Annotated in this window: 26 protein-coding genes and 1 riboswitch; of the genes, 15 read left to right on the plus strand and 11 right to left on the minus strand. The window is 71.8% G+C overall.

Going from position 1 to position 26,652, the window contains the following annotated elements; genetic code table 11:
• Window positions 1-20 precede the first annotated feature (20 nt).
• From ACFYYF_RS14665 to ACFYYF_RS14675, 3 genes are all read right to left on the minus strand, one after another.
• Window positions 21-785: an amino acid ABC transporter ATP-binding protein gene (locus ACFYYF_RS14665; protein ID WP_388775740.1), complete on the minus strand. Its 765-nt coding sequence runs from the start codon at window positions 783-785 to the stop codon at window positions 21-23.
• Window positions 786-985: 200 nt separating this feature from the next.
• A complete protein-coding gene (locus ACFYYF_RS14670) occupies window positions 986-1,990 on the minus strand; it encodes an amino acid ABC transporter permease (protein WP_388775356.1) in 1,005 nt (334 codons plus the stop codon).
• 312 nt (window positions 1,991-2,302) lie between these two features.
• A complete protein-coding gene (locus ACFYYF_RS14675) occupies window positions 2,303-2,437 on the minus strand; it encodes a hypothetical protein (RefSeq protein WP_388775359.1) in 135 nt (44 codons plus the stop codon).
• Between the two features lie 156 nt (window positions 2,438-2,593).
• A riboswitch (SAM riboswitch) is annotated at window positions 2,594-2,739 on the plus strand.
• Between the two features lie 36 nt (window positions 2,740-2,775).
• Here ACFYYF_RS14675 and ACFYYF_RS14680 point away from each other — a divergent pair.
• Entirely contained in the window at window positions 2,776-2,841 is a 66-nt protein-coding gene (locus ACFYYF_RS14680) for a putative leader peptide (protein ID WP_355773383.1), read from the plus strand.
• 111 nt (window positions 2,842-2,952) lie between these two features.
• Complete coding sequence (locus ACFYYF_RS14685) at window positions 2,953-3,747, plus strand: cell envelope biogenesis protein OmpA (protein ID WP_388775362.1); 795 nt, start codon at window positions 2,953-2,955, stop codon at window positions 3,745-3,747.
• A 258-nt stretch (window positions 3,748-4,005) separates the two neighbouring features.
• Here ACFYYF_RS14685 and ACFYYF_RS14690 read toward each other — a convergent pair whose 3' ends face one another.
• Window positions 4,006-4,278, minus strand: coding sequence for a hypothetical protein (locus ACFYYF_RS14690; protein WP_365494255.1), 273 nt, complete (start codon window positions 4,276-4,278; stop codon window positions 4,006-4,008).
• A gap of 307 nt (window positions 4,279-4,585) precedes the next feature.
• Here ACFYYF_RS14690 and ACFYYF_RS14695 point away from each other — a divergent pair, with 307 nt between their 5' ends.
• The gene (locus ACFYYF_RS14695; protein WP_388775365.1) at window positions 4,586-5,893 is read left to right on the plus strand and encodes an acyltransferase family protein; all 1,308 of its coding nucleotides are present in this window, start codon (window positions 4,586-4,588) and stop codon (window positions 5,891-5,893) included.
• A gap of 36 nt (window positions 5,894-5,929) precedes the next feature.
• On the plus strand, window positions 5,930-6,886 hold the full coding sequence (locus ACFYYF_RS14700) for an expansin EXLX1 family cellulose-binding protein (protein WP_388775368.1): 957 nt from the start codon (window positions 5,930-5,932) through the stop codon (window positions 6,884-6,886).
• Between the two features lie 160 nt (window positions 6,887-7,046).
• On the opposite strand, the gene ACFYYF_RS14705 is transcribed toward ACFYYF_RS14700, so the two are convergent.
• The 5 genes from ACFYYF_RS14705 to ACFYYF_RS14725 all read right to left on the minus strand — a co-directional run bounded on the left by ACFYYF_RS14705 (window position 7,047) and on the right by ACFYYF_RS14725 (window position 11,336).
• Entirely contained in the window at window positions 7,047-8,279 is a 1,233-nt protein-coding gene (locus tag ACFYYF_RS14705; protein WP_388775370.1) for a PP2C family protein-serine/threonine phosphatase, read from the minus strand.
• A gap of 91 nt (window positions 8,280-8,370) precedes the next feature.
• Window positions 8,371-9,129 carry an IclR family transcriptional regulator C-terminal domain-containing protein gene (locus ACFYYF_RS14710; RefSeq protein WP_361680301.1) on the minus strand — a complete coding sequence of 253 codons (759 nt, stop codon included), beginning with the start codon at window positions 9,127-9,129 and terminating at the stop codon, window positions 8,371-8,373.
• 668 nt (window positions 9,130-9,797) lie between these two features.
• Window positions 9,798-10,256, minus strand: coding sequence for a MarR family winged helix-turn-helix transcriptional regulator (locus ACFYYF_RS14715; RefSeq protein ID WP_388775373.1), 459 nt, complete (start codon window positions 10,254-10,256; stop codon window positions 9,798-9,800).
• A 61-nt stretch (window positions 10,257-10,317) separates the two neighbouring features.
• Window positions 10,318-10,677: a DUF6204 family protein gene (locus ACFYYF_RS14720; RefSeq protein ID WP_388775376.1), complete on the minus strand. Its 360-nt coding sequence runs from the start codon at window positions 10,675-10,677 to the stop codon at window positions 10,318-10,320.
• A 302-nt stretch (window positions 10,678-10,979) separates the two neighbouring features.
• The gene (locus ACFYYF_RS14725) at window positions 10,980-11,336 is read right to left on the minus strand and encodes a hypothetical protein (protein WP_361680312.1); all 357 of its coding nucleotides are present in this window, start codon (window positions 11,334-11,336) and stop codon (window positions 10,980-10,982) included.
• A 363-nt stretch (window positions 11,337-11,699) separates the two neighbouring features.
• Here ACFYYF_RS14725 and sigK point away from each other — a divergent pair, with 363 nt between their 5' ends.
• From sigK to ACFYYF_RS14765, 8 genes are all read left to right on the plus strand, one after another.
• Window positions 11,700-12,302: an ECF RNA polymerase sigma factor SigK gene (gene sigK, locus ACFYYF_RS14730; protein ID WP_388775380.1), complete on the plus strand. Its 603-nt coding sequence runs from the start codon at window positions 11,700-11,702 to the stop codon at window positions 12,300-12,302.
• Window positions 12,299-13,033 carry an anti-sigma factor domain-containing protein gene (locus tag ACFYYF_RS14735; RefSeq protein WP_388775383.1) on the plus strand — a complete coding sequence of 245 codons (735 nt, stop codon included), beginning with the start codon at window positions 12,299-12,301 and terminating at the stop codon, window positions 13,031-13,033. The genes sigK and ACFYYF_RS14735 overlap by 4 nt, the downstream gene beginning before the upstream one ends.
• A 198-nt stretch (window positions 13,034-13,231) precedes the next feature.
• Window positions 13,232-14,077, plus strand: a complete 846-nt coding sequence (locus ACFYYF_RS14740; RefSeq protein ID WP_388775385.1) for an MIP/aquaporin family protein — start codon at window positions 13,232-13,234, stop codon at window positions 14,075-14,077.
• 24 nt (window positions 14,078-14,101) lie between these two features.
• The gene (gene glpK / locus ACFYYF_RS14745; protein WP_388775388.1) at window positions 14,102-15,619 is read left to right on the plus strand and encodes a glycerol kinase GlpK; all 1,518 of its coding nucleotides are present in this window, start codon (window positions 14,102-14,104) and stop codon (window positions 15,617-15,619) included.
• Between the two features lie 286 nt (window positions 15,620-15,905).
• The gene (locus ACFYYF_RS14750; RefSeq protein WP_388775390.1) at window positions 15,906-16,397 is read left to right on the plus strand and encodes a peptidylprolyl isomerase; all 492 of its coding nucleotides are present in this window, start codon (window positions 15,906-15,908) and stop codon (window positions 16,395-16,397) included.
• 449 nt (window positions 16,398-16,846) lie between these two features.
• On the plus strand, window positions 16,847-17,362 hold the full coding sequence (locus tag ACFYYF_RS14755; RefSeq protein WP_388775393.1) for a hypothetical protein: 516 nt from the start codon (window positions 16,847-16,849) through the stop codon (window positions 17,360-17,362).
• Window positions 17,363-17,650: 288 nt separating this feature from the next.
• Window positions 17,651-18,088 (plus strand): DUF485 domain-containing protein, encoded by a 438-nt coding sequence (locus ACFYYF_RS14760; RefSeq protein ID WP_388775395.1) that lies wholly within the window; start codon window positions 17,651-17,653, stop codon window positions 18,086-18,088.
• Complete coding sequence (locus ACFYYF_RS14765; RefSeq protein ID WP_388775397.1) at window positions 18,085-19,695, plus strand: cation acetate symporter; 1,611 nt, start codon at window positions 18,085-18,087, stop codon at window positions 19,693-19,695. The genes ACFYYF_RS14760 and ACFYYF_RS14765 overlap by 4 nt, the downstream gene beginning before the upstream one ends.
• A 48-nt stretch (window positions 19,696-19,743) precedes the next feature.
• Here the strand turns inward: ACFYYF_RS14765 and ACFYYF_RS14770 are convergent, their stop codons facing one another.
• Window positions 19,744-21,237, minus strand: a complete 1,494-nt coding sequence (locus ACFYYF_RS14770; RefSeq protein WP_388775399.1) for a long-chain fatty acid--CoA ligase — start codon at window positions 21,235-21,237, stop codon at window positions 19,744-19,746.
• On the minus strand, window positions 21,234-22,415 hold the full coding sequence (locus tag ACFYYF_RS14775; RefSeq protein ID WP_388775402.1) for a TauD/TfdA family dioxygenase: 1,182 nt from the start codon (window positions 22,413-22,415) through the stop codon (window positions 21,234-21,236). Before ACFYYF_RS14775 ends, ACFYYF_RS14770 begins: the two co-directional genes overlap by 4 nt.
• Window positions 22,416-22,573: 158 nt before the next feature.
• On the opposite strand from ACFYYF_RS14775, the gene ACFYYF_RS14780 reads away from it, so the two are divergent.
• The 3 genes from ACFYYF_RS14780 to ACFYYF_RS14790 all read left to right on the plus strand — a co-directional run bounded on the left by ACFYYF_RS14780 (window position 22,574) and on the right by ACFYYF_RS14790 (window position 26,585).
• Window positions 22,574-23,575, plus strand: coding sequence for an AraC family transcriptional regulator (locus tag ACFYYF_RS14780; protein WP_388775404.1), 1,002 nt, complete (start codon window positions 22,574-22,576; stop codon window positions 23,573-23,575).
• A gap of 499 nt (window positions 23,576-24,074) precedes the next feature.
• The gene (locus ACFYYF_RS14785) at window positions 24,075-25,127 is read left to right on the plus strand and encodes a 3-keto-5-aminohexanoate cleavage protein (RefSeq protein ID WP_388775407.1); all 1,053 of its coding nucleotides are present in this window, start codon (window positions 24,075-24,077) and stop codon (window positions 25,125-25,127) included.
• A gap of 483 nt (window positions 25,128-25,610) precedes the next feature.
• Window positions 25,611-26,585, plus strand: coding sequence for a quinone oxidoreductase (locus tag ACFYYF_RS14790; protein ID WP_361680346.1), 975 nt, complete (start codon window positions 25,611-25,613; stop codon window positions 26,583-26,585).
• Window positions 26,586-26,652: the final 67 nt, after the last annotated feature.

Consider the following 26,652-nt stretch of genomic DNA (forward strand, 5'->3'; position numbering starts at 1 on the left):
ATGAAGCGGTCGGAGCACCGTCAGAGCACCTTGCTCAGGAACTCTCGGGTGCGTGCTTCTCGCGGACGGTCCAGCACCTGCTCGGGCGGACCCTGTTCGACGATGCGCCCGCCGTCCATGAAGACCACACGGTCGGCGATCTCACGGGCGAAGCCGATCTCGTGGGTGACGATGACGAGTGTCGTGCCGCTGTGGGCCAGGTCCTTGATGACCGCGAGGACTTCGCCGACCAGTTCGGGGTCGAGCGCGGACGTGGGTTCGTCGAAGAGGATGACTCCGGGACGCAGGGCGAGGGCCCGGGCGATGGCCACGCGCTGCTGCTGACCGCCGGACAGCTGCCGGGGGTAGGCGGCGGCCTTGTCGGCCAGGCCCACCCGGGCGAGCAGATCACGGGCGAGTTCCTGCGCCCCGGCCCTGGACAGCCTGCCGGTCGCCACCGGGGCAGCGGCCACGTTGTCCAGAACGGTCAGGTGCGGGAAGAGGTTGAAGTTCTGGAACACGAACCCGATCCGGCTGCGCTGGGCCAGGATGACCCGCTCGCTCAGCTCCTTGAGACGGTCGCCGTGCCTGCGGACGCCGATGAGCTCGCCGTTCAGGCTGACGTGGCCGATCTCGGGCTTCTCCAGGTGGTTGATCACCCGCAGGAGGGTGGACTTGCCGGAGCCGGACGGACCGAGGACGACCGTCACCTCGCCGGGCCGGACGGTCAACTCCACGCCGTCCAGCACCTGTTGGGACCCGTACCACTTGTGCACGTCGTGCACCTCGACGGCGGCCGGCCGCACGTGCAGCCCGTCGTCGATCTCGGCGGCCGGGTCCGAGGCCGCGTGCGAGGCCGGGGCCGGGTCCGCGGCCGGGTGCGTCACCGGGGCGGAGGCTGTCGACGCCGCGTCCGTCGCCCGGACGGAGGCAGTCGGCGCCGCGTCCGTCACCTCGCCGGCCGGGGCCGTCCGCGTCTTCACCGTCGTCGGATTCGTCTCGCCGCTCATATCGCCGTCTCCCTCCGGAACCGGGCTCGCACCTCGCGCAGACCGTTCCGCGCCTTCTGCAAAGGGGTCGGCGGCAGGGTGCGCAGGGCGCCCCGCGAGTAGTGCCGCTCGACGTAGAACTGGATGACGGACACGACACTGGTGAGGATCAGGTACCAGGCGGTGGCGACGAGGAGCAGCGGCACGATGTCGCCGGGGTAGGTGCTGCCCATGCTCTGCACGGAGCCGAAGAGGTCGAGCAGGGACACGTAGAAGACCAGCGAGGTGCCCTTGATGAGACCGATCAACTGGTTGACGTAGTTGGGGGTGATGGAACGCAGCGCCTGCGGGAAGACGATCTTCGCGAACTGGTACCGCTTCGGCAGACCGAGGGCGGACGCCGCCTCGTGCTGGCCCTGGTCGACGGAGAGGATCCCGCCGCGCACCACTTCGGAGGCGTACGCGGCCTCGTTCAGGCTCAGTCCGACGACGGCGACGGCCATGTCGGTCGCCAGGCGGGACTCGTCGAAGGTGAAGAAGGCCGGCCCGAACGGCACTCCGACGCTCAACGTCTGGTACAGCGCGCTGAAGTTGTAGAGGAAGAGCAGGACGACGATCAGCGGAACCGACCGGAACAGCCAGGTGTAGACCCAGCTCACCGCCCGCAGCACCGGGCTCCGGGAGAGCCTGGCCAGAGCCAGCAGGACACCGCCCAGAAGACCCAACACCGCGCTGTAGAGGGCGACTTCCAGGGTGATGAGCAGACCGTCGAGAATCGTCGGGCGCAGGAACCAGTACTGGAAGCGATCCCACTGGTAGAAGGGGTTGGTCACCAGTCCGTGGGCGATCTGGGCGACCAGCACCAGCACGACGGCCGTGACGATCCAGCGGCCGGGCCGCCGCAGCGGCAGGACCCGCTGGGCCGCCGGACGTTCGGACGCGGCGGGGAGGTCGGTACGGGGGATCGCCTCGGCGGGCGGTGCTGATCCGAAGGACACAGCGGCGCCTGGAGGTTGGCTCATGGAGAACTCCAGCGGATTCGGACACCCCGGACCACGGAGCGGCGGCGCACCGCCGAGCGGGACGGCTCGGTACACGGCGATGCGCGGGCACAGGTGGGACGAGGGCTGGGCGGGGAAGGGGCGTTGCGCGACCACGGCGGCCGCCGAGGGCTGGAGCCGTCAGCGCGTGGCCGTCAAAGGCCTGCGGTGATCAGAGACCTGAGGACATCGAAGACCTGAAGTCGTCGAAGACCTGAAGTCGTCGAAGACCTGAGGTCGTGAGAGACCTGGAGGAACCCTCGGCTCGGGACGGCCGAGGACTCGGAGAGACCGTCAGCCTCGGCTGAGGGAGCGACACGTGCCCGGACACAGGGCGCTGTTGACGCGCAGCAGGTCCACGGCCCGGTCGGCGCACAGCACATCGCGACCGAGGCGCCGCCATGCGGCCGTCCCGTCTGCTGCGTGCATCGCCGTCACCATTTCTTCTCCGGCCGAAAGGCATCCTGTGGTGGGCCGCACGTTAGGCCCGCCCCGAAAAGAATGTCAATGCGGGTGACCACCAGGTGAGACCGTGCGTCCGGCCTTCTTGACGGCGCAACAGAGCGCGCCGAGACTGTCATGGACGGTCACGATTGTCAGCGCCCACGGCGCGGGTTCGCCCCGCTCCAGTGGTCATCGGCCCCGGCCCGCTGACAGGCAACCCTTCCGCCGCGACGGGGTGCCCCGGGTGACGACCGGGTCCCGCCGGTGCGGCGGGGCAAGCGTGGTCTCGCGTCTCGCGAGCCCTGAGCCGGGACCGGTGGGAATTGCCCAAGAGCGGTTTGACGAGGCGCCTGCACATCGACCTCCTGCGCGTCTCCAGCGCTTACTGATCCGCGACCGGTCCGTTAGATCCGGACCGGTGCGACAAGCGCAGTCATTCCGCATCCGGCCGCCGGTGCCCACAAAGCGGCGGTGGCTTCCGTCTTCCCCCAGGGAGAGTCATGCCCGAGACAGCTTCGCGCCCGTCAAACACTGCCAACTCACGCCCCTGTGACCAGATCTCGCTCCCGTCGGCCGCTCCGCGGCTCAAGCAGGCGACGGCGTCGTCCGCACTCCCCCACCGCGTCGACAGCCGCATCGGTGTCGGTCTGGCGGGCGGCTTCTACCCGGCTCCACACCGCTACGAGCTGTATCTGGCGCAGAGTTGTCCGCCCTCGCTGCGCATCGCCATCACCCTGGGACTGCTCGGCCTGCGGGACTCGGTCGCCACCACACTCGTGGCGGACGCCGCGCGGACTCCCGACGCCTTCGCCTCACTGCGCCGTGCCTACGAGGCCACCGAGCATCACTTCGACGGGCCGCTCACCGCGCCCGCCCTGTGCGACCGGTGGAGCGGACGCATCGTCAGCAACCACACGCCCGCCATCCTCCGCGACCTGGCCGGTCTGCGCTCGGGTCACACCACGACGTGCCCGTCCACGCTCTGTCCGCCGCCCCTCGCCGCGGACATCGAAGCCCTCCGCGAGCTGCTGGACCGCGCCGTCACCCTGGCCGCCCCGCCCTCGGAACTCGCGGCGGCCCTGGAGCTGCTGGACTGCCGGCTCTCCTCGCACGCCTACGTGCTGGGCGAATCCCTCACCGCGGCGGACGTGGACGTATGGACGGCGCTCACCGGTCTCGGCCGGTCCCGCGCCCTCGGCTCGCGCCCCCGGCTCCTGGACTACGTACGGCGTCTCGGTGGTCACCCGGCCTTCCGGCACGGGAGCGACCTGGTGCCCCTGACCGCGGCCGCCTGACCCGGACGGCGGGTCCGGCTGCCGGGCAGGTGGGTGTTTCCGCGCGCGCGACGAGCGCCGGCGCGGAGCCACCGGCCCGGCGGTCGGACCAGGCCGTCGCACGGAACCGCCCGGCGGCCGGACCCGACCGTCACACGGAACCCCGCCGCGACCAGACCCCACAGTCACACGGAACCCACCCGCGGCCGTACCCCACAGTCACACGGAACCCACCCGCGGCCGGGCCCGACAGTCATACGAAACCCCGGCGCGGACCGATCACTCGCGCGGGACCAGCAGAATGCTGACCCCGTTCACGGTCGACGTCCATCGCCGGCCCTGCTCAACGACCTCCCGCCCCGGACCCAGAATGCGGTCCTGGAGCAGCAGCGCCGAGTCGCGGAGTTCCTCCCACGGCTCGGGCGTCTCGAAGGCACGTCGGGACCGCTCCACGGAGCCGATGAGAGAGCGGCATGCCGCCTCGACGTCGGGGACGTTCTGTCCGGCCGAGCCGACGCCTTCGAGCGACCACGTCATCCACAGGTGGCCCATGGGATCACTCTGTCCCATCCCCGCGGGCGACGCATGCCGGCCTCGCGAGCACGGCCGACGGCCACGAGGCGCTGACCAGCACGCGTAGGCAGTCACGGTGAATTTGGGCAATCCTGGCTAAAGCCGCCTCATCAGGGCGTGTCCCGTGCCGCGTCGCCGGCTGTCCGCACTTCGATGTGGAATCCACGGCCTCGCGAACCGAACACCGGCGAGCCGCCGGACCGGGCCGCCCGGTTCGCCGTGCCCGCTTCCCGCCCGGTCCGGCGCAGCCGCCACCCCACAGGACCCGGTCCAGGCAGGCGTTTCCATGGAACCCGCACCCCCCGTTCTCCGGCCGCTTCCCCGGCCGACGCCCCCGGCATCGCCCGCCCCCGCGCCCGGTGGATCCGCCGGAGCCACGCGCCTCGGCCGGCTGGACGCCCTGCGCGGGATCGCCGCGCTTCTCGTGGCGGTCGACCATTCCTCGTACTCCTTCATGGCGGAGTTCCGGGGGCAGGTGATGCCGCAGATCGACATCGGCCGGTACGGCGTCATGCTGTTCTTCCTGGTGAGCGGTTACGTCATCCCGGCCTCGCTGGAGCGCCGGGGCTGCGTCAGGAGTTTCTGGATCGGCCGGGCCCATCGCATCTACCCGCTCTGGGCCGTGGTGGTGGGTTCGGTACTGGCGCTGAATCTCGTGGGCCTCGCGCACCTCGGGGCCCGTTTCGACGGACAGAATCCCGTCACGGTGGCCGTGGCCCACGCCACGCTGCTCCAGGAAGTACTGGGGACACCGAGTGTCGTCCTCGTCCTGTGGACCCTGTCGTACGAACTGGCGTTCTACCTGCTGGTGGTCGCCCTGTTCACGGTCCGGCTGCACCGGCGCTCGGCGACGGTCGCGGTGTCTTTGGGAACGCTGGCCGCCGTGACCGCGACCGTGGCGTTCGTGCCACCGGCGTCCGCGCTGTCCTCGGCGGTCGGCAGGGGGCCGCTCATCGCGCTCGCCGCGACGGTGCTGGTGGTCGCCGTCCTCTGCGGGAGTTCCCGAAGGTCCGCGCTGCGGGTGCCGGGGGCCGTGGCGGGAGGCGTGCTCGCGCTGGTCCTGGTCCCCTTCAACGGCACCGTTCCCCTCTGGGAGGGCCTGGTGATCCTGGCCGTCATGTTCCTCGGCACCGCCGTCCAGCGGGCGGAGAGCGGGACGGGCACCTGGCCGCGCGCGGCACTCACCGCCGCGGTGGTGGTGATCTGCTCCGTGGGGAGCGCGTACGCGAACGGTGACACGGACCGGTTCGCGACGCGCGGCTGGATCACGGCCTTCCTGCTGGCCGTACTCACCTTCGGACTGGCCCTCGCGCTGCGCCGCCGGAGATTCCCGCGTGCGCTGATCTGGCTGGGGACGGTCAGCTACTCGGTCTACCTGGTGCATCCGGTCCTGCTGGCGGTGAGCGACGGCGTGATCGGCCGGCAGCGGCACGACGAACCCGTACTGGAGGCGGCCTTCCTCGCCGTGCTGCTGGCGTCCTGCGCGCTGACCCATCGCTTCGTCGAGGTACCGGGCATGGCACGGGGCCGGGAGCTGATCCGCCGCGCCGAAGAGGGAAGGGGCGGCAACCTTTCCGCCTCCGGCGGCGACTGACGGGCGTACCAGCGGCCCGACCCCGAACGGATGCGCATGAAGGAAACGAGACAGGCCGCCCGTCGGCGCGGACGGCGGCCGACGCTGAGGGCCGTCACCCCCGTCGCGCTGTTCGCGGTCGGGGCGCTGGTCTGTCTGGTCGTGGCGTTCCGGCCCGGCGGCCAGGCCGATACGGGACGGGCCGCGGACTCGGCGGTCACCGGTTCCCGGGGGACCAAGGCTCCCGGCCGGGAGTCTCCGGACGGATCGACGTCCCCCGCGGCGACCCGGTCGGCGAGCCCGGACGGCTCCCCGACCGCTACGGCCCGTACCTCGACCGCGTCCGCACGGCCGTCGGCCTCGGCCGCCTCCCGGGCCACGAAGACGACCGCCCCGCTGGCGGGACGGATCCGCCCGGGCGTCGGCTACCGGGGAGTGGCGACCACGTACGACGCCGGGACCGGCGACGGCGCCTGCTCCTACGGTCCGAGCGACGAGCTCATGACCGCGGCGATGAACCACACCGACTACGAGACGGCCGAGGCCTGCGGGGCCTACGTGCTGGTGCGCGCCGACGGCGGTGCGAGCGTCACGGTCCGGATCACCAACGAATGCCCGACGGGCTGCGTCCCCGGCCAGCTCGATCTGAGCGCCCCGGCGTTCGCCCGGCTCGCGAACCCGGCGGCCGGCCGGATCCCGATCACGTGGAAGCTGCTGAGCCCCGGCGACTCCGGCACGCTCTCCCTCCGGTACAAGACCGGGTCCAGCCGCTACTGGTGCGCGCTCCAGGTGATCGGCCACCGGAACCCGGTGGCCCGGCTCGAACTCCGCTCCGGCGGCGTGTGGCGGCAGCTCCCTCGCACCGACTACAACTACTTCCTCGCCGAGGACGGCGGCGGCTGCGGAGGCCCGGTCCGGATCACGGACATCTACGGTGAGCGTCTGACGGTCGACGGCATCGCGCTGCGGCCCGACGCCGTGCAGCCGACCCGGCTCCAGTTCGCGGGCCACTGACCGGGCTCCGTGCGCGGGCCACTGCCCTGGCTCCAGTGCGCGGGCCACTGACCCGGCCCGTCCCGTGCGGGGCGACCGCGCCCCGTCGCACGCCGTGGCGCGGTCGGGACGGTTCTTCCCCGGAACGGGCTCCGTCTCCCGCCGTCCGCGTCCGGGACGGCTACTCCGCGGCCCTGCCGCAGCCCACACCGGCGGCGGGCGGCCGGGGCGGTGAGGGAACGGTGACCGAGCCACCCGCGGCGATCGCGGACCCCGACTCGGCGGGGTCCGGCTTGCGGAGCAGCAGCAGGGCCGCGTCGTCGTGCAGCCTGCCGCCCACATGGGCCTGGAGCTCGGCGTCGAGCGCGGCGAGCGTGGAGGCGGGCTCGTCGGACACGTGCCGGGCCAGACCTTCGGCGAGGGCGTAGAACTCCCGGCCGTGGTCACGGGCCTCGGTGACCCCGTCCGTGTACAGCAGCAGCTGGTCGCCGTCGGCCAGGGGCAGCACCTGAAGGCTCGGGGTCTCCCCCGTCAGAGCGCGCAGCCCGAGCGGCGGAGCGGGGTTCACGGGGTCGACCGACACGACGCTCCCGGACGAGCTGACGTGCAGCGGAGGGGCGTGTCCGCAGTTGACGACCTCCAGCCGGTCCGGTTCCGGGTACCCGGCGACCACGGCGGTGACGAAGTCGTCGTAGCCGAGGTTGCGCGCCAGACTCCGCTCGATCCGGGCCACGACGGTGAGGAGGTCGGGCTCGTCGTAGGCGGCCTCGCGGAAGACACCGAGCACGAGCGCGGCGGTGCCCACGGCGGGCAGGCCCTTGCCCCGGACATCACCGATGATCATGCGGACCCCGTACGGCGTCGGCACCAGCGCGTAGAGATCCCCGCCGATCCGGGCCTCGGCCGCGGCGGCGCTGTAGCGGACGGCCACCTGGAAGGGGCCGACGTTCGAGGGTATGGGCGCGAGCAGAGCGTGCTGGGCGGCCTCCGCGACGGAGCGGACGGCCGCGAGGACCCTCTCGCGGCGCCAGCGGAGCGCACTGGCCAGGGCGCTCGCCCCGGTGACGGCCGCCAGGGCGGACAGGACGGCGATGAGCTCGTCACCCGGAACCCCGTCCCGGGAACCGAGCAGCGCGCTCAGCGTCGCGGCCAGGAAGCCGACGCACAGGACTCCGAGCGGCCGGCTGGTGGTGGCGGCCAGCGCGGGTCCGGCTGCCAGCAGCGGCAGCCAGATCATCCCCGCTCCACCGGCCAGGTCGATGAGCACGATGGCCCCGACGATCAGTAAAGGCAGCACCGGGGTGCCGAAGGCGAGGTGGGCGGCGCGCTTGCGGGCCGCCGCTCCGGAACCGACGCCTCGGTTCCTGAACGTCCGCGGCCAGTGCTCGCTGCCGTGCTCTCGGGCCTGACTCATGTTCGTCCGCAGTCCTCACCTGGGTTCATCCCTGAAATGTCCGGTTGGTCTAGGAAAGACGTTCGGGATGTGGTCCACAAGCGCGGGGATTTCAAATAGTGAGCGACAGGCTTCTGGTCACCCGGTTCGCGGTCGGGATCAGTCGCGTCAGGACCTCGTCGAGCCGGGGGAGCCGCTCGGCGGGGAGCGATACGCCCAGCGAGCCCAACGTGGCCCCGCTGTACACGGGTACGGCGACGCAGACGGTTCCGAGAGCGTACTCCTCCAGGTCCGTGACGGCCGGGGCCACCGGCGACGAGGCCAGATGACGCAGCAGTTCACGTCGGCTGGTGATGGTCCGAGGAGTGAGATCGGGAAGGGCGTGGCGGGCGAGATAGTCGTTGCGGGACTCCTCGTCCAGCTCCCGCAGGACGGATTTCCCGAGCGCGGTGGCGTGCCCGGCGTCCTCGAAGCCGACCCACAGGTCCACCCGGGGCGCCCGTGGCCCGTCGACGATCTCGGCGACCCTGATCTCGCCCTCCTCGTAGAACGTGAGGTAGGCGGCCGAGGCGAGCTCGTCCCGCAGAGCGGCGAGCGTCGGCCGTACCCGGCTGAGCAGCGCCTGTCCGCGGCCCTGGGTGCGCAGCGTCTGCACCTTGTCACCGAGGATGAACCCGCCGTCGTCGAGTTTGCGGATGTATCCGTCGTGGACGAGGGTCCGGAGCAGGTGATAGGCGGTGGCCAGGGGCAGCTCGGTCTCCCGTGCGAGCTGTTTGGCGGGCGCGCCGTTCTCGTGCGCGCTCACCGCCTCCAGAAGGCGGAAGGCCCGCTGGACGGAGGTGATGAGCGTGGGCCCGTCGCGAGCTCCCATCCCACCAGCGTGCGCCGAGCCCACGAGAGTGGCAAGACGTCACCGCTCCGGCCCCTCCGCGCGACGAACCCGACACACCCGGTTACGACGCCTCCGCCGCCGAGGACACCAGGAGCGCCGGCCCGCGCCCCCGGAACGCCGGCCGTCATCCCGGCGTTCCGGGGACATCGCCGCCCGGCGGAGCGCCGGTCTCGAACGGGGCGCAGGCAGCGACCCGCCCGGTGGGACGACCACCTCGGACAGGGCCCCGGCGCCTCGGCCGGGCGGCCGCGCGCAACGCCGCCCGCGGCAGGTGCCCCGGGCGGGACCGACGGCCGAGAGAGGCGCTGCTCGTGGGCAGGCCGCCCGGCGCGTCACCGCCCAGCAGGGTGCATCCCCCGGCCGCAAGGACACTGCTCCCGGCGGCACGCCCACTGCGTCACCGCCCGGCGAGGGGCATGTCACGGGCCGGAGCCACGTGCGGCACCACGGCCCGAAGGACACCGCTGCCGGGCGGGACGCCCGCCGCGTCGCCACCGGCGGAGTGCCGGTCGGGGCGGGACGCCCAGGACGTCGGCCCCGGACGGAGGGCCGCGGGGCACCGCCCCGGGCGGAAGACAGCGGGGCGCTCCCGGGCGGAAGGCCGGGGGGCGCCCCGTCCGGGGCCGGCTGGACCGGCAGTGGCGGGCTCAGGAGGGGTCGGGGGCGCGTCGCACGAAGCTGGTTCCGCCGAGGCGGCCGAGGAGGGTGGCGAGGCCCGCCGTGTCCTCCTTGGTCCACGCCGGCTCGGCGAAGACCTCCTCGGCGACCCGTTCGGCGGTGACCAGCATCTCCCCCAGGCGCTCCCGACCGGTCCCGGTCAGGGCCGCGTAGGCCACCCGCGCGTCACGGGCGTCCGGGTCCCGCCTGACCAGGCCGATGCGCTCCAGCGGTACGAGCCCCCGGGTGACCCCGGAGGCGGTCAGCCCCAGCGCCTCCGCCAGGTCCACCCGGCGCATACGGTCGCCCGGCGCCTCGGACAGGCGCAGCAACAGCGTGAAGTCGGCCAGGCTCACCCCGTGCAGTCCTCCGAGGCTCGCGTCGAACCGCTTCACCAGGGCGGCCTGCGCCCGCACCAGACGCAGTACCGCGTCCAGCCCTCCACTCATTGACTTCTCCTTGACTACTCAAGCATTTGTGAAACATAGGCGCCCCTTGGCCTTCTCGGGGTCAGGGGGTGTTCTGGGCGATGGCCCGGCGCTGCCGTTTGGCGAGGGGTGCCTGCGAGAGATCCTCGGCCTGGGACTTGAGCCTCTTGAAGCCGTAGCCGCGCTCGGTGAGCCAGGCCGTCGCGGCGGCCTCGGCGCGTTCGACGGCCTCCAGGATGTCCTCCTCCGCCTCCCCCGAGTCGAGGAAGCGGAAGGTGAAGGCGGGCCGGGCGGCCACGTCGTAGCTGAGGTGCCCCTCGGGGGTGAAGGCCGCCCGCAGGACGTCGTGTTCCGGGGCGTGTGCCAGGAGTTCGGCACGCTGGTCGGCGCTGAGTCCGTCGAAGACACCGCGAACGGTGACACGGAAGGTGCGTGTGGTCATCGGACGAGCCTAACCAACGGGATCGTCCCAGCTCCACCGCGTTTCCGGCGCACTCACCGCCGGGCCGCGCGGCACGGGTACCGCGCGGCCGGCGAGCGCAACGCGGACCGGGGATGAGCCGGGGACGGGCCGGGGACGGGCCGAAAGCGGACCGAACGCAGGCCGGAGGCGGACCGGACGCGGGCCGGGGGTGGACCGGACGCGGGCCGGGGGTGGGCCGGACCGGAGGCCGACCGAGGACGGACGGGGAACGGACCGGGGCGGGGTGACCGCACCCGGTCCTCACACCCGAACCGGAGCGCTCAGTGGCCGTGGTGCCGGCAGTCCCAGTGGGCCTTGACCCACACCTTGTCCCAGTGACCGGGAACGTAGACCCACTTCTTCACCCAGACGTGCTTGTGGTGACCGTGGTGCCAGGAATCCTTGTGGACCCACTTCTTGACCCAGTGTCCGGGCACCCACTTCTTCTCCCAGTGGCCCTTCTTCCACTCGCAGCGGTCGTGGTGACCGTGGTGGTCGGGGGCCGTCACCGACGGTCCGGGCGGCGGCGCAGTGGTCGCGGCCGCGGTACCGGACGTACCCAGGGCGGCCCCTCCGGCCAGCAGCGCCGTCGCCGCCGCACCGGCCAGCAGCCGCCGGGGGCTGACGCGTGTGGTCATCGGACTCACCTCCCTCGCAATGTGATGGACGTGCGCAACGAGGGCCGGTGTCCGAGAGGTTCGCGCCGAAGCTGACGATACGTTTCCAGGCCCTCGATGCGCGGGACATAGGGTATTCGGAGCGACAAAAGGTATGTATGAGGATAGACCTAGGTGAGTTTTCGGTTCGAGTTTTGAGAGGGGGCGACCACGGCCGGGCGCCGGGAACGCGCCGGGCCCTCGGCTCATCCGCGGGCCGGGTGGCCACGAATACTCGATGACGAGACCCCTCCCCTCCGGGAGACCGGTCACCGGCCACACCGGCCCCGTACGGGCCGATCACGCCGCAGGGGCCGGACGGGAAGCAACCAACGGACGGATTCTGTGGGCGATGCCAAGACCGGCCGGGACGGACAGGGTTCGCGACGGCACCCGTCTCCCGACGCGTGGCTGGACGCGCGCCTCGAACGTGCCGCCCAGGGCGACCAGGACGCTTTCGCCGACGTGTACGACACCCTCGCGCGGCCGGTCAAGGGTCTGATCTGCCGCGTACTGCGGGACGAGGCCCAGGCCGAGGAGGTGGCACAGGACGTGATGGTCGAGATCTGGCGGACCGCGGACCGCTACCGCCCCGAACGCGGCACCGCCCGGGGATGGGTCCTGACCCTCGCGCACCGGCGGGCCGTCGACCGGGTCCGGCACGTCCAGGCCAGCACGGACCGGGAGCGGCGCAGCGCCCTGCTCGCGGAGGACCGCCCCTTCGACGAGGTGGCCGAGGCCGTGGAACGGCACGAGGAGCACGATCGCGTGCAGCGCTGTCTCGCCGACCTGGAGCGCCATCAGCGCGTACCGCTGGTGCTCGCCTACTACGAGGGCATGACGTATCTGGAGGTGGCCGCCTGTCTGGCCACCCCGGCGGGCACCGTGAAGTCCAGGATGCGCACCGGGCTGCGGCTGCTGCGCAGATGTCTGGAGGCCGGGCGATGACGGCCCCCGAAGACCCGCACCAGCTCGTCGGCGCGTACGTCCTGCACGCCCTCTCGGCGGCCGAGGAGGCATCCTTCGAGAACCATCTCGCGGGCTGCGCCGCGTGCCGGGACGAGGTGGCGGAGCTGTCCGAGGTCACGCTGCGACTCGCCTCGTCCCAGGACGCGACCCCGTCGCCCGAACTGCGCCGCGACGTGCTCGAACGGATCGCCCATACGCGCCAGGAGCGTCCCGCGCGTGTCCTTCCGGTGCGCCGGCGGGCTCAGCGGATGGCGCTGGCCGCGTGTCTGGCCCTCGCGGCGGCGCTCGGCGGGGTCGCCGTGTGGCAGCACACCCAGGCCGAGGACGCACAGGCCGAGGTCGCCGCGAGCGAGGCCCGGGCCGCCGCCCTGACCGACATCCTGACGGCCCGGGACGCGAAGATCAGCACACAGCGGCTGGACAACGGGGCCGACATCAGCGTCGTCGCCTCCCGTTCCCAGGGCCGGGCGGCCTTCATCGCCTCGGACCTGCCCCGCCTCGAGAACGACCAGGTCTACGAACTCTGGTACGCGGCCGAGTCCGGCGCCCTCCGTCCGGCGGGCCTGCTCCCCGGCTCCGGCGGCGGGCACGCCCAACTGCTCCACGGCACCCTGGACGACGTCAGCGCCGTGGGCATCACCGCCGAACCGGCGGGCGGATCACGACAGCCCACGAGCGAGCCGCTCGGCATCGTCACCGTGCCCGCCTGAGGCCCCCGAGCACATGCCGAAGGCCGCGAGCACCCATCGCCGCGAACCGCATCAAAGTTGTGGGTTACCTGATTTGACGCTCCAAAACGGGATAGTTAACTTTTGATGCAATTCATTCTTGATCATCCTATGCTGATGTGAGGGAGGGCTCGGGCGGCGGTCAACGGCCGGTCCTGGACCGGCGGGAAGCGGGCTTCCATGGCTGAGCGGTTCAAAAACTCGGGGCTGATCGGTGAGTTGTCCGGTGAGTTCCTCGGAACGATGATTCTCATCCTGTTCGGGTGCGGCGTGGTGGCCCAGGTGGTCGCCGGCGGAGCACTCACGACACCGCCGGGCGGTCTCGGCAACCACGACAGCATCGCGTGGGCCTGGGGCATCGGCGTCACCATGGGCGTCTACGTCGCGGCACGGCTGAGCGGCGCCCACCTCAACCCCGCGGTGACCGTCGCGCTGGCCACGTTCAAGGATTTCCCGTGGCGCAAGGTGGCCCCCTACGTCGTGGCCCAGACTGTCGGCGCCTTCGTGGCGGCGCTGATCGTGCGCTGGAACTACACGGAGGCCCTGGCGAAGGCCGACCCCGGACACACCATCAAGACCCAGGGCGTGTTCTCCACGCTCCCCGCCAACGGCAACCCGAACCTGCCGGTCCACGAATGGGGCGCGTTCCGCGACCAGATCATCGGCACGGCCATCCTGCTCCTGGTGATCTTCGCGGTCACCGACCTGCTCAACACCCCGCCCGGCGCGAACCTCGGCCCCTTCATCATCGGTCTGCTCGTCGTGGGCATCGGCATGGCGTGGGGCACCCTCGCCGGCTACGCGATCAACCCGGCACGTGACTTCGGACCGCGTCTGGCCAGCTTCCTCACGGGATACGGAGGGGCCTGGCGAGATCAGTACGGCAACTTCTACTTCTGGGTGCCGATCATCGGTCCGCTGATCGGCGGCGTGCTCGGAGCCGGCATCTACAAGCTCTTCATCGGCAGGTTCCTGCCGACCGCGGAGCCCGAACCCCCCGGACGCATCCCGGCCCCCAAGGCCTGACACACCCGGCAGAGGCGGCATCCCATGGCTGACTTCGTGGGCGCGGTGGACCAGGGGACCACCAGCACCCGATTCATGATCTTCGACCACGCGGGCAACGAGGTGGCGAAGCACCAACTGGAACACGCCCAGATCCTTCCGCGCTCCGGTTGGGTCGAGCACGACCCGGTGGAGATCTGGGAACGCACCAACTCGGTGATCCAGAACGCGTTGCGGCACAAGAACCTGACCGCAGAGGACCTGGCGGCGATCGGCATCACCAACCAGCGGGAGACCACGGTCGTGTGGGACCCGCGCAACGGCCGTCCGTACTACAACGCCATCGTCTGGCAGGACACCCGGACCGATTCCATCGCCGCGGCCCTGGAGCGGGACGGCCGGGGCGACGTCATCCGCCGCAAGGCGGGACTGCCGCCGGCGACCTACTTCTCCGGCGGCAAGATCCAGTGGATCCTGGAGAACGTCGACGGGGTCCGCGACGCGGCGGAGCACGGGCACGCCCTGTTCGGCAACACCGACGCCTGGGTCCTGTGGAACCTGACGGGCGGTCCCGACGGCGGCGTCCACGCCACCGACGTGACCAACGCCAGCCGCACCATGCTCATGGACCTGGAGACCCTCGACTGGGACGACGAGCTCCTCGGCTTCTTCGGGGTGCCGAGGGCCATGCTGCCCGGCATCAACCCCTCGTCCGACCGCGAGGCCTACGGCACGGCCCGCACCTCCCGGCCCCTGCGCGCCGCCATCCCCATCACCGGAGTGCTCGGCGACCAGCAGGCGGCCACCGTCGGGCAGGTCTGCTACGCGCCCGGCGAGGCCAAGAACACGTACGGCACCGGCAACTTCCTGGTCCTCAACACCGGTACGGAACCGGTCCGTTCGCGGCACGGCCTGCTGACCACCGTGGCCTACCGGTTCGGCGGCGAACCCGCCGTCTACGCACTGGAGGGCTCCATCGCGGTCACCGGATCCGCGGTGCAGTGGCTGCGCGACCAGATGAAGGTCATCACGGACGCGGCCGAGAGCGAGACGCTGGCCCGCACGGTGGAGGACAACGGCGGGATGTACTTCGTCCCGGCCTTCTCCGGTCTGTTCGCACCGTACTGGCGCTCCGACGCCCGCGGCGCGATCGTCGGGCTCGCCCGGTACAACAGCAACGCCCACCTGGCCCGCGCGACGCTGGAGGCCATCTGCTACCAGAGCCGCGACGTCGTCGAGGCGATGGAGCAGGACTCGGGAGTCCATCTGGACGTACTCAAGGTCGACGGCGGGGTGACCGCCAACGACCTGTGCATGCAGATCCAGGCCGACGTCCTCGGCGTACCCGTCAGCCGTCCCGTCGTCGCCGAGACCACCGCGCTCGGCGCCTCGTACGCGGCCGGTCTGGCCACCGGCTTCTGGCAGGACACCGACGAACTGCGCACCCACTGGCAGGAGTCCAGGCGCTGGGAGCCCCAGTGGTCCGAGGACCGGCGGCAGCAGGGCTACGCGGACTGGAAGAGGGCGGTGGAGCGCACGCTCGACTGGGCGAAGGTGGAGTAGCCGGCCGCCGCGAGGCGGCTGGAGCGCCGGCGCTCCGTTGGGCTCCGGGTCCGTATCGCGCCGGGCCCGGACGCCGCCGGAACCGTGTTCGGGTGTGCGGTCGCGAACCCCGCCGGTCCCAGGCGGGACCGTCGTGTCGCGGACGTTTTCCCGGGTGTACGCCACCGGGGGCCCATCATTCCATGCCTCCGAGCCACGCGCCGAATGATCACCCCCGGTCACCCGTGCACCACCTCAGCTTCTCTATGCTCGGAGGCGAACCTTCGCATCCATGAGGAGCAGAGCAATGAGCCAGAACGTTTTCTTCGAGGTCACCGCCGACGGCGAGCCGCTGGGCCGCATCGAGTTCAAGCTCTTCGACGACGTCGTCCCGAAGACCGCGCGCAACTTCCGTGAGCTCGCCACCGGCGAACACGGCTACGGTTACGAGGGCTCGCCGTTCCATCGCGTCATCCCGGACTTCATGCTCCAGGGCGGCGACTTCACGCGCCAGAACGGCACGGGCGGCAAGAGCATCTACGGCGAGAAGTTCGCCGACGAGAACTTCACGCTCAAGCACACCAAGCCGGGTCAGCTCTCGATGGCCAACGCGGGCCCGAACACCAACGGCTCGCAGTTCTTCATCACCACCATCGTCACCAACTGGCTCGACAACAAGCACGTCGTCTTCGGCGAGGTCGTCGAGGGCATGGACGTCGTGAAGGCGATCGAGGCGCTCGGCAGCGGCTCCGGCACCACCCGCAAGAAGATCGTCATCTCCAAGAGCGGCACCGTCTGAGCGGTCCGGCAGCCAGCGCCGGGTACCGCCCGAGGACTCGTGCCGGCGGGCGCGGCGGGTCACGCACCCGCCGCCCCCGCCGGGCGGTCCGCCGCACAGGACCCCGCGGCCACCGGAACCGAACGTGCCCCACGCGTCGCGGCGCCTCGAAAGAGTTCGGCCGGATTCGTGGCCGGATCCCATGCTCCAGGGGACCGGCCCGCCCCCGAGGGGTAGCCCTCCCCGGACACGCCGAAGCGCGCGAGGGTTGGGGGGAGCTGGCCCGGGTGGGTTCGAGGGGGCGGACACCGGAAGAACGCCTGTCAGCACGCGCGCAACGGCGACGAGCCGTCCGCCGGCTGCGTGCGGAAGGGTCCTACGGGCCCGTACTTCGAGACGTACTGCCCGCGCTCGCGGGGGTCGTCGTCACCTTGTGCGCGGTCGTCGCCGGCCTCGCCTTCGGATATCGCGTGGCCGGTATCGGCGTGCCCGTCGCCGCTCTGGCCGTCCTGGCCGTCGTCACTCCCGCCGCGATACGGCGGCACCGGCCGACGGCCCGCCGGCGTCTCGGCTTCTACACGCCCGAGGAACTCGCCGAACTGGACACCCAGGGACTGGCCCTGGCCGTCTCCCGGATGCTGCGCCGCGACGGCTGGCGCGTGCTCCCGCCGCGCAGGAGCGAGGCCCGCGTCCGGGTCCGCGCGCGGGACGGCAGGGGGCGGCGTCTGGAGGTCGCCTTCCGGCCCGTGGCCGAGCCGCTGCCCGACGAGGACACGCCCTCGCGTTCGAGGCGCCCGGGCGGTCCCGGCCCTCCGCTGCGGCTCGTGGTGCACCGCGGGGCCTTCACCCGGCGCGACGTGCAGTGGGCGCGACGCCAGGGCGGGGTGCGTCTGATCGACGGTTCGTGCCTGCGGCGCTGGGCGCACGGAACCCCGCTGGACGAACTGAGCGACTCCCCCCGGAGCCCGTACGAACCCTCCTCCTGAGCGCGTACGGACTTCTCCTCCCCGGCCCGTACGAACCTGATCCCCGAGCCCGCCCGGACCGAGCCATGACCTCATGGCCCCCACCACAGTCCTCACTCCGACCTCGGGCGCAACAGCGGTTTCTTCGACAACAGACGAGGTCAGCGGCATGGACGCGCTCCGACCAGGTAGTTGAAGGAAAGCCCTTCGCACCGGCCGACGGGCCGCATAGCGTGCGAGGACCCGAGCCGTTCCCCCACCGTCCGGCGGCCCGTGCACGCCGGGCCCGCATCCCACCAGGAGGCCGGCATGTCGTACGACAGCTCCGCCCCGCGGCCCGCGCGAGCGCCGCAGGGACACCACAACTCCTTCGCACCGCACGTCCCGGACCCGGCAGCGGCGGAGCCCTTACGCGGCGGGGCATCACCCCACGCCTGGACCGGGCACCACCGCGATCTGCGCATCCTGCGGCGGGCCTACCGCCGCCAGCGGCGCGTGACCACCTTCGCCGTGCTCGGCTGCTTCACCCTCTTCCTCGGCCTCTGCGCCGGCTACCCCGACCTGATGGACCGTCCCGTCGCCGGTGGACTCTCGGCCGGCCTGGTCATCGCCCTCGGCCAGATCCCCGCCACCTGGCTCGCCGTCCTCGTCTACGAACGCACCGCCCGCCGCTATGTCGACCCCCTCGCACGCCGGGTGAACCGGAGCGTCCCGTGGGCGAGCGGCGAGCAGGGGCGGAAGCGGTGAGCGGCTTCGCCGGCTCCACGCAGTCCTGGTCCCTCGTCGCCTTCTCCGTCGCCGTCACGGTCACGCTGCTGCTGTGTGTTCTCACCGGCCCCGACAGCGACGACCTCGCCGAGTTCTACACCGGGTACCGCTCGCTCTCCCCGCTGCGCAACGGCCTCGCCATCGCAGGCGACTACATCTCCGCCGCGACCGTGCTGACCATCGGCGGTGTCATCGCCCTGTGCGGTTTCGACGGGGTCGTGCTGGCCCTCAGCACCCTGCTCTCGCTGCTCGTGCTGATGTTCCTGCTGGCCGAACCCCTGCGGAACACGGGCACGTTCACCATGGGGGACGTGCTGGCCCGCAGGATGCCGGGCCGCGCGGTACGGATCACGGGATGCGCGGTCACGATCGCCGCTCTCGTGCCGATGATGCTCGTCCAACTCGCCAGCACGGGGCACCTCCTGGGGTACATCCTCGGGTTCACGGACAGCTCCATGAGGACGGGCTGCATCGTGGGGGTCGGCACGCTGATGATCATCTACGCGGCCATCGGCGGCATGCGGGGCACCGCGCTGATCCAGCTCCTGAAGATGGTCGTGCTCCTCGGTTCCGGAATCGCCGTCGCACTGCTGATCCTCGACCGGTTCCACTGGGACCCCGGGACGCTGTTCACCGCGGCCGCGGACCGCAGCGGATCGCCGGACGCTTTCCTGCACGGCGGGCTCCAGTTCGCCGGAGGCCCGCATCCCCGGCTCGACATGATCAGCACACAGTTCGCCATCGTGCTGGGCGGTGCCTGTCTGCCGCATGTGACCATGCGGATGTTCACCGCGAACAGCGCCCGCCAGGTGCGGCGTTCGATGTCCTGGGCGGTGTCCTCGGTGGCGCTGTTCATGCTGGTGGCGGGCGTCGTCGCCATCGGCGCGACGGCGATGATCGGCCGGACCGGCGTCACCGCCGCCGACCCGCGCGGGCACACCGCCTATCTGCTGGGCGCACGTGCCGCGTTCGGCCCCGACGTGTCGCGGGCGGAGACCCTGGTGTTCACGACGGTCACCACGGCGATCTTCCTCACCCTGCTCGCCTCGGTCGCAGGCATGACCCTCGCCTGCGCCAACTCGCTCGCCCACGACGTCTTCGCGGGCCGCGGAACCACCCTGTCGTCCCAGCGCGAGACGGCCTTCGCACGGGGCTCCGCCCTGGTCGTCGGCGCGCCCGTGATCGCCCTCGCCGTCCTCGTCCAGGACCGGAGCCTTCAGCCGCTGGCCACGATGTCCTTCTGCGTGGGCGCCTCGGCGATCGCCCCGGCCCTGGTCTACAGCCTCTTCTGGCGCCGCTACACCCGCGCCGGACTGCTGAGCACCCTCATCGGCGGAACGCTGGCCGTCCTGGTCCTGATGCCGGGTACCCGGCTGGTGTCCGGCTCCCCGACGTCCGCCTTTCCCGCCGCCGACTTCAACTGGTTCCCGTTCACCACCACGGGGCTTGTGTCCATCCCGCTGGGTTTCGCGTTCGGCTGGCTCGGCAGCATGCTGTCCGGACGCCGCGCGGCGGACCGCGAACGCGGGGTGTACGAGAGTGTCGAGAGCCTGATCCTCGCGGGACCGCGGCCCAGGGACCGGTGAGGGTCGCGGGCCGCGGGCCCCGGCCGGCGTCGGGGCGCCGTCACCGGCTCACGAGCCGTCGACCACGATCTCGCGCTTGAGGATCTTGCCCGTGGGTCCCTTGGGCAGTTCGGCCGCGATCGTGACGACACGGGGGTACTTGTACGCGGCGACGCGCTCCTTGGCGTGCGCGCGGATCTCCTCGGGCGTGGCCTCGGCGCCCGGCCTCAGCGTGACCACGGCGGCGACCTCCTCGCCGTGCAGCGGGTGCGGCACACCCACGACGGCGGCCTCGGCGACGGCGGGGTGCTCGTACAGCACCTCCTCGATCTCGCGCGGATAGACGTTGTAGCCGCCGCGGATGATCATGTCCTTCTTGCGGTCGACGATGAAGTAGAAGCCGTCCTCGTCGACGCGGGCCAGATCACCGCTGTGGAACCAGCCGTCGCGGACCGCGTCCGCGGTGGCGTCCGGGCGGTTCCAGTACCCGGTCATGACGTTCTCGCCGCGGATGGCGATCTCGCCCACCTCGCCGGGCGCGGCCGTGCCGCCGTCCTCGGTGACGAGCCGCATCTCGACCCCGCGAATGGGCACACCGATCGAGCCCGCCTTGCGCGGCCGGTCCGGGTGGTTGAACGCGGCGACGGGAGACGTCTCGGACAGCCCGTACCCTTCGAGGACGGCGGCGCCGAAGCGCTTCTCGAATCCGTGCAGGACCTCGACCGGAAGCGCGGCCCCGCCCGAGACGGCCAGACGCAGCGGCCCGGCGTCGAAACCGTCGGGGAGTTCGGCGTGCAGCAGCGCCGCGTACATCGTCGGCACACCGAGGAAGACGGTGACCTTGTCCCGGGCGATGACCTCCAGCGCGCTTCGCGGGTCGAACCGGGGCAGCAGGGTGAGCGTGGCTCCGGCGGCCACGGCCGTGTTGAGCGCGCACGTCTGGCCGAAGGCGTGGAAGAGGGGCAGGCCGCCGAAGAGCACGTCCTCCGGTCCGACCTGGAGGAGGGTCCCGGCCGTGGTGAGGGTGTTGCTCGCCAGGTTCCGGTGGGACAGTTCGGCGCCCTTGGGCGTTCCGGTGGTGCCGGAGGTGTAGAGGATGAGGGCGGCGTCCTCGTCGGCCCGGTCCGGGGTGTCGCGCAACGGCTCGTGGCCGCGCAGCAGGGCGTCGAAGCTCTCGGGGTCCGTCACCAGGCAGTCGGTGCCCGTCTCGGCGGCGGCCTTCGTCACCTCGTCGGCGAACAGTGGGAACACCAGCGCGACGCGCGCCCCGCAGTCGCGCAGGGTGAAGGCGACCTCGCGGGCCTTGAGCAGCGGGTTCATCGGGACGACGACTCCGCCGGCGCGCAGGATGCCGTAGTAGAGGACGGGGAACAGCGGGACGTTCGGCATGGTCAGCGCGACACGGTCGCCCGGCCGGACGCCGCGCTCCCGCAAGAGCGCGGCCACCCGTGCGCCGGCGTCGTCGAGTTCGGCGTAGGTGAGGGTGTGGTCGTCGTGGCGGACGGCGACCCTCTCGCCGTGAGCCGCGACGGTGGCGGCCAGAAGGGTGACGAGGTCGGTCATGCCAGGTGTCTCCTTGCGTTCGTCGCGTGGGGCGCGGCACCGCCGCGCGGGCGGATCACGTCGCGAAGCGTGACCCAGGGGTGAGTGTCCTGACTGCCGGGTCCCTGCGGGAAGGCCAGCCAGAGACGCAACAGGTGGCGTGCCCGTTCCGGCGGTCCGTGATCCTCGAACGCCGTCCGGGCGTGCATCACCCGGTGCGTGTTGAGCAGGAGCAGGTCCCCGGCCCGGAGGTCGAGGTCGAGCCGGTGTTCCGGGGAGGCGGCCACGGAGTCGATGAGGTCGAACAGTTCCCGGTCCGCCGGTTCCAGGCGGGGCACCTCGGGAAAGCGCTGGGCGGATTCCAGATAGCACCGGTTGTACCGCATGCCCGGCGCGCCCGCCGGGCCCTCGCGGCGGGAGACCAGAGGCGCCTTCGTACAGGGCGGCTCACCGGGGGCGTGTTCCCCGCGGCGGTCGAAGTGGTACGTGCCGTACAGGCGCCCGGCGAGATCGGGGCGCAGGTCCAGCACGGCGTTGTGGACCGCGGCCGAGCTGACGAGGGAGACGCGTCCGCCGGTGCGGGGCGTGCGCAGCGTCAGCAGGGCGAGCAGATCGGTGGGGTCGGTGTGGAAGGGCAGGGCCTCGCGGGTCTGGTAGCAGCGCACGGCGGGGTCGCCCAGGCCGCGTCCGGTGTCCCTGACGTGCCCGAGGACGAGTCCGTCGGCGTTCTGCGGTACGGGCCGGCCCAGATGCCGGCCGATCCCCCAGAACACGGTGCTCGCGGCGGTCTCGCCGAGCCTGTCGACGGGGAGGCCCCGGACGACCGCGAAGCCCCGTCCGTGTTCGAGGACACCGGACAGGCGCGCCAGTTCGGCGCCGAGGCCGGGGAGCGGGAAGTCGGCGGCTGTCAGCCTGAGCAGGGTGAGGTCCCGTCTGCGGGTCTCGCGCAGGGCGGTGTCGATCTCGGCGAGCACGGTGTCCGACAGGCGGGTCTGCCACTGCTCGGGGTCCGTCAGTCCGGGGTCCGCGAGTTCGGGGCCCGTCCACAGCGCGGGGCCCGAGAAGGGCGTGGGCGGGGACGGGGCCCGGTCCGGGCCTGCACGGCCCGGGTCCATGTCCGGGTGGGCCGGGGCCCGGTCCGGTTCCGTGCGGGGCGCGGGCGGGGACGGCTTCCGGTCCGGGTCCGTCGGTCCTGTCATGTTCGCCTCCAATCCGTCGCGCGTTCACCTGCCGGTGAGCGGCCCCCCATGAGCGGCCCGGCAGGTGAACGGCGTCATGCTAGGTTCCTCGATCACGACCGCGCTTGCCATGGCGGGACAGGAGACTTGGCTTTTCGGGACATTCCTGGAGCGTGCCCATGAGACCGCTGGTCCGCACCGCCGCCCTGAGCGGCTACGTCGAGCTGTGCCGCTCCCTGGACATCGATCCGCAGGCGCTGCTGAAGCGCGTGGGCCTGGACACGGCCGCCCTCACCGTCCAGGACCGGTGGATCTCCGGCACGGCCGCCGTCCAGGTGCTGGAGCTGTCGGCGGCCGAGTCGGGCCACGAGGACTTCGGGGTGCTGCTCGCGGAGTTCCGCCGCTTCTCCACCCTCGGCCCGATCAGCCTAGTGGTGCGCGAGGAACCGGACGTGCGCAGCGCGCTGGAACTGCTGATCCGCCATCAGTACATGTACAACGAGGTGCTGCACACCCGGCTGTCCGAGGGCGACGGACTGGCCACGCTGAAGGTGGATCTGCGGCTCGGCGAGGCCATGGAGTCCCGCCAGGCGACGGAGCTGGCCGTCGCCGCGTTCCACCGCATCCTCAGCGACTTCCTGCACGCCCGCTGGCAGCCGCTGTCCGTGTGGTTCCGGCACCCCGCGCCGGCCGACACCTCCGCGCACCGGCAGGCGTTCGGGCCCATCGTGGAGTTCGGCCGTGAGATCGACGGGATCGTCTTCTACGCGGACGACCTGGACGCCCCGAACGCCATGGCCGACCCGCTGATGCGCGAGTACGCCCGTCAGTACTTCGACGCGATCGCCGTACCGAAGGACACCACCGCCGCGGACCGGGTGCGGGAACTGATCGAGGTCCTGCTGCCGACCGGGCGCTGTTCGGTCGAGCAGGTCGCGCGCAGCCTCGGCGTCGACCGGCGCACCGTCCACCGTCATCTGGCCGCGTCGGGCGAGACGTTCTCCTCGCTCCTCAACGTCACCCGGCGCCATCTCGCGGAGCAGTTCGTGGCGAACCCCCGGCGGTCGCTGACGGAGATCTCCGATCTGCTCGGGTTCTCGTCGCTGAGCGGGTTCTCCCGGTGGTTCCGCGAGCAGTTCGGGTGCAGCCCGAGAGCGTGGCGCGGGAGCAGAACTCCGTAGAGCGGGTCTCCGCAGGGGCGGCCCTCTAATCCGCCCGCCCACCGGTCCGCCTGCCCGCCGGTCCGCGCGCCTTTCGGTCCGCCCGCCTTCCGTCCGCCCGCCTTTTCGTCCGGCGGACGACGCGACTTCGCGGACGGGGCACGGCAACTGCCCTGCCGGGACGGGCGGGACGGATGGGATCCGCGGCGGGGCCGTGTGCCGTCCCGTCGGCGCCCCCTGACGCAGATGTCCCCAAATGACAAATCATCTGTCCCCTGACGGCAAGCACGCCCGTGGACTCGGCCCTACCTTGGCACCACCGCACAGCACAACGCGGTCGGCCGTCGGAGGGAGCCGAACCACTCCCCCGGGCTCCCTCCGGACCGGCCGACCGCAGCGGGCCGCCTCGCGCCCGCTGTCACCGGTGACCCGCATCGATCCCCGCCGGACGTCCCAGGCCCGCGCAGCGCGCGGCGATGCTCCCGGCGAGTGATCACCGATCCGACGAAGGAGACGGACCGTGCATTTCCACGACGACTCGCTCTTCCCCGAGAACCAGGAAAAGCTCGTCATCCAGGCCGCCCCGTACGGGCCCGAATGGCTTCCCGGCGACGCCGACGACCTGCCTCTGACGATGGACGAGCACGTGCAGGCGGCCGTCGACTGCTACAACGCCGGTGCCACCGTCCTCCACATCCACGTCCGCGAGCTCGACGGCAAGGGCTCCAAGCGGCTGTCCATGTTCAACGAGCTGATAGGACGGCTGCGTGAGGCCGTGCCGGACATGGTCCTGCAGATCGGCGGGTCCATCTCCTTCGCCCCGGAGGGCGAGGGCTCCGAGGCCAAGTGGCTCGACTTCGACAGCCGTCACATGCTCGCCGACCTGGACCCCAAGCCGGACCAGGTCACCATCGCGATCAACACCAGCCAGATGAACATCGTCGAGATCATGACCGACGACGACCTCGAAGGCACCTCGATCGCGAAGCCCGACTACTACAAGGCGTACCGGGACATGTACCTGGAGGCGGGTCCGGACTTCTACCTGGAGCACCTCAGGCGGCTGGCCGAGAGCGGTATCCAGCCGCACTTCCAGCTCGCCACCCTGGCCCAGCTCGAGACCGTCGAGCGGCTCATCCGGTCCGGTGTGCACACCGGCCCCCTGGTCCTCAACTACGTGGCGATCGGCGGGGGTTTCGCCGGCCGTCACCCCGCCGACCTGATCGAGTTCGTCCGTCGCGTCCCGGACGGCGCCGTCCTCACGATCGAGAGCTCGATGCGTGCCGTGGCGCCCATGAACGCGATCGGCATCGCGCTCGGCGTGCACGTCCGGGTGGGCAACGAGGACAACCTGTGGCGGCGGAAGGGCGAGCGCATGTCCAGCGTCGAGCAGATCGAGCAGATGGTCCAGATCTCCCAGGCACTCGGCCGTGACATCGCGACCGGCGCCGAGGCCAGGAAGATCTACAAGATCGGCGAAACTTACTCGAGCACCGACGAGACCCTGTCCCAGCTCGGGATGGTGCCGAACCGCCGTCCCGGACAGCGCGGCTTCATGCTGCGCGACGCCTGACCGCACCACTCCCCGCCGCGTCCGGCCCCACCGCTCGCCGGAACAGCCGACCCCGCCGCTCACCGGAACGGCCGGTCCGCACCCGCGGACCGGCACGGCACGGCACGGCACCCGACGGTTCCCTGGCGACGGACCCCGGGGCCCGACCCGCCCGGCATCCGCACCGACCGGCGTGGCAAGCACCCGGGTTCCACGCCGACCAGCGTGGCGTCCCTCCCGTCCCACGAGCACCGACCCCAGGACGACCCGCCCAGGTTCCACAGCCACCAGCGTGGCGCCCCACCCGCCCCACCGGCACCGACCCCAGGGCGTGCCGCCCGGCTGCCGCACCCACCGGAGCGGCGTCCCGCCCGGTCGTGGCGGGGCGGGGGTCCGCCGTCGTCACGGCCGTCACGCCACGGGGCCGCCGGGGCCAGACCCCCCGGTTCCGGCGGCTCCCTTCTCTCCCCGACCACCACCCGACACCAACAACGGAGTGCCCCCGTGGCCCACGCCATTCGATTCAAGGAGACCGGCGGTCCCGAGGTCCTGCGCTGGGAGGAGGTCGTCGTCGGCGACCCCGGCCCCGGCGAGGTCCGGATCCGTCACCACGCCGTCGGACTCAACTTCGCGGACACCTACTTCCGCACCGGGCTCTACCCCGCGCCGCTGCCCGCCGGGCTCGGCGTCGAGGCGGCGGGCGTGGTCGAGGCGGTCGGCCCGGGCGTCACCGGGTTCGCGGAGGGCGACCGGGTGACGTACACCGGAAGTCCGCTCGGCGCCTACAGCACCGAGCGCGTCATGCCCGTCGGCTCCCTGATCCGGCTGCCCGACGGCATCTCCTTCGAGACCGCGGCGGCGATGACCATGCGCGGCCTGACCTCCGCGTACCTGCTCCGCAGGATCCACCCCCTCGCCGCCGGCGACTCGATCCTGCTCACGGCCGCGGCGGGCGGCGTCGGTCTCATCGTCTGCCAGTGGGCCAAGCTGCTCGGACTGAACGTCATCGGCACCGTGTCCACCGAGGAGAAGGCCGAACTGGCCCGGGCGCACGGCTGCGACCACGTCATCCACTACCGGCGCGAGAACGTGGCCGAGCGGGTGCGCGAACTCACCGACGGCGCCGGGGTCCCGGTGGCCTTCGACAGCGTCGGCGAAACCACGTACGCCTCCTCGCTCGCCTCGCTGCGGCGCCGTGGACTGCTCGTCTGCTTCGGCACCGCCTCCGGCCCCGTCCCGCCCATCGACGCCATGCAACTCGCCGTCCAGGGCTCCCTGTTCGTCACCCGTCCCGCGCTCGCCGACTACATCGCGGACCCCGCCGAACGGGCCGAGCTCGCCGGCGAACTCTTCGAGCACGTCACCTCCGGCCGCATCGGCATCCAGGTCAACCAGCGCTACGCCCTCGAGGACGCCGCCCGGGCACACCGTGAGCTGGAAGCGGGCGGGACCACGGGATCGTCCGTCTTCGTCCTCTGATCCCGGGCGCTCCCCGCGGCCGACGCCGCACCTGCTCCCCCGCGTCCGAGCGCTCGGCTCCACCCCG

The organism is Streptomyces sp. NPDC001914 (assembly GCF_042891215.1).
GTDB lineage: Bacteria > Actinomycetota > Actinomycetes > Streptomycetales > Streptomycetaceae > Streptomyces.

Excerpts from the sequence above, each read along its gene's own strand:
- glpK (WP_388775388.1), top strand. The coding sequence starts at position 14,102 with ATGGCTGACTTCGTGGGCGCGGTGGACCAGGGGACCACCAGCACCCGA.
- ACFYYF_RS14695 (WP_388775365.1), top strand. The coding sequence starts at position 4,586 with ATGGAACCCGCACCCCCCGTTCTCCGGCCGCTTCCCCGGCCGACGCCC.
- ACFYYF_RS14720 (WP_388775376.1), bottom strand. The coding sequence starts at position 10,677 with ATGACCACACGCACCTTCCGTGTCACCGTTCGCGGTGTCTTCGACGGA.
- ACFYYF_RS14735 (WP_388775383.1), top strand. The coding sequence starts at position 12,299 with ATGACGGCCCCCGAAGACCCGCACCAGCTCGTCGGCGCGTACGTCCTG.
- ACFYYF_RS14770 (WP_388775399.1), bottom strand. The coding sequence starts at position 21,237 with ATGACCGACCTCGTCACCCTTCTGGCCGCCACCGTCGCGGCTCACGGC.
- ACFYYF_RS14685 (WP_388775362.1), top strand. The coding sequence starts at position 2,953 with ATGCCCGAGACAGCTTCGCGCCCGTCAAACACTGCCAACTCACGCCCC.
- ACFYYF_RS14715 (WP_388775373.1), bottom strand. The coding sequence starts at position 10,256 with ATGAGTGGAGGGCTGGACGCGGTACTGCGTCTGGTGCGGGCGCAGGCC.
- ACFYYF_RS14700 (WP_388775368.1), top strand. The coding sequence starts at position 5,930 with ATGAAGGAAACGAGACAGGCCGCCCGTCGGCGCGGACGGCGGCCGACG.
- ACFYYF_RS14705 (WP_388775370.1), bottom strand. The coding sequence starts at position 8,279 with ATGAGTCAGGCCCGAGAGCACGGCAGCGAGCACTGGCCGCGGACGTTC.
- ACFYYF_RS14775 (WP_388775402.1), bottom strand. The coding sequence starts at position 22,415 with ATGACAGGACCGACGGACCCGGACCGGAAGCCGTCCCCGCCCGCGCCC.
- ACFYYF_RS14725 (WP_361680312.1), bottom strand. The coding sequence starts at position 11,336 with ATGACCACACGCGTCAGCCCCCGGCGGCTGCTGGCCGGTGCGGCGGCG.
- ACFYYF_RS14690 (WP_365494255.1), bottom strand. The coding sequence starts at position 4,278 with ATGGGCCACCTGTGGATGACGTGGTCGCTCGAAGGCGTCGGCTCGGCC.
- ACFYYF_RS14710 (WP_361680301.1), bottom strand. The coding sequence starts at position 9,129 with ATGGGAGCTCGCGACGGGCCCACGCTCATCACCTCCGTCCAGCGGGCC.
- ACFYYF_RS14675 (WP_388775359.1), bottom strand. The coding sequence starts at position 2,437 with ATGCACGCAGCAGACGGGACGGCCGCATGGCGGCGCCTCGGTCGCGAT.
- ACFYYF_RS14670 (WP_388775356.1), bottom strand. The coding sequence starts at position 1,990 with ATGAGCCAACCTCCAGGCGCCGCTGTGTCCTTCGGATCAGCACCGCCC.
- ACFYYF_RS14760 (WP_388775395.1), top strand. The coding sequence starts at position 17,651 with ATGTCGTACGACAGCTCCGCCCCGCGGCCCGCGCGAGCGCCGCAGGGA.
- ACFYYF_RS14780 (WP_388775404.1), top strand. The coding sequence starts at position 22,574 with ATGAGACCGCTGGTCCGCACCGCCGCCCTGAGCGGCTACGTCGAGCTG.
- ACFYYF_RS14750 (WP_388775390.1), top strand. The coding sequence starts at position 15,906 with ATGAGCCAGAACGTTTTCTTCGAGGTCACCGCCGACGGCGAGCCGCTG.
- ACFYYF_RS14740 (WP_388775385.1), top strand. The coding sequence starts at position 13,232 with ATGGCTGAGCGGTTCAAAAACTCGGGGCTGATCGGTGAGTTGTCCGGT.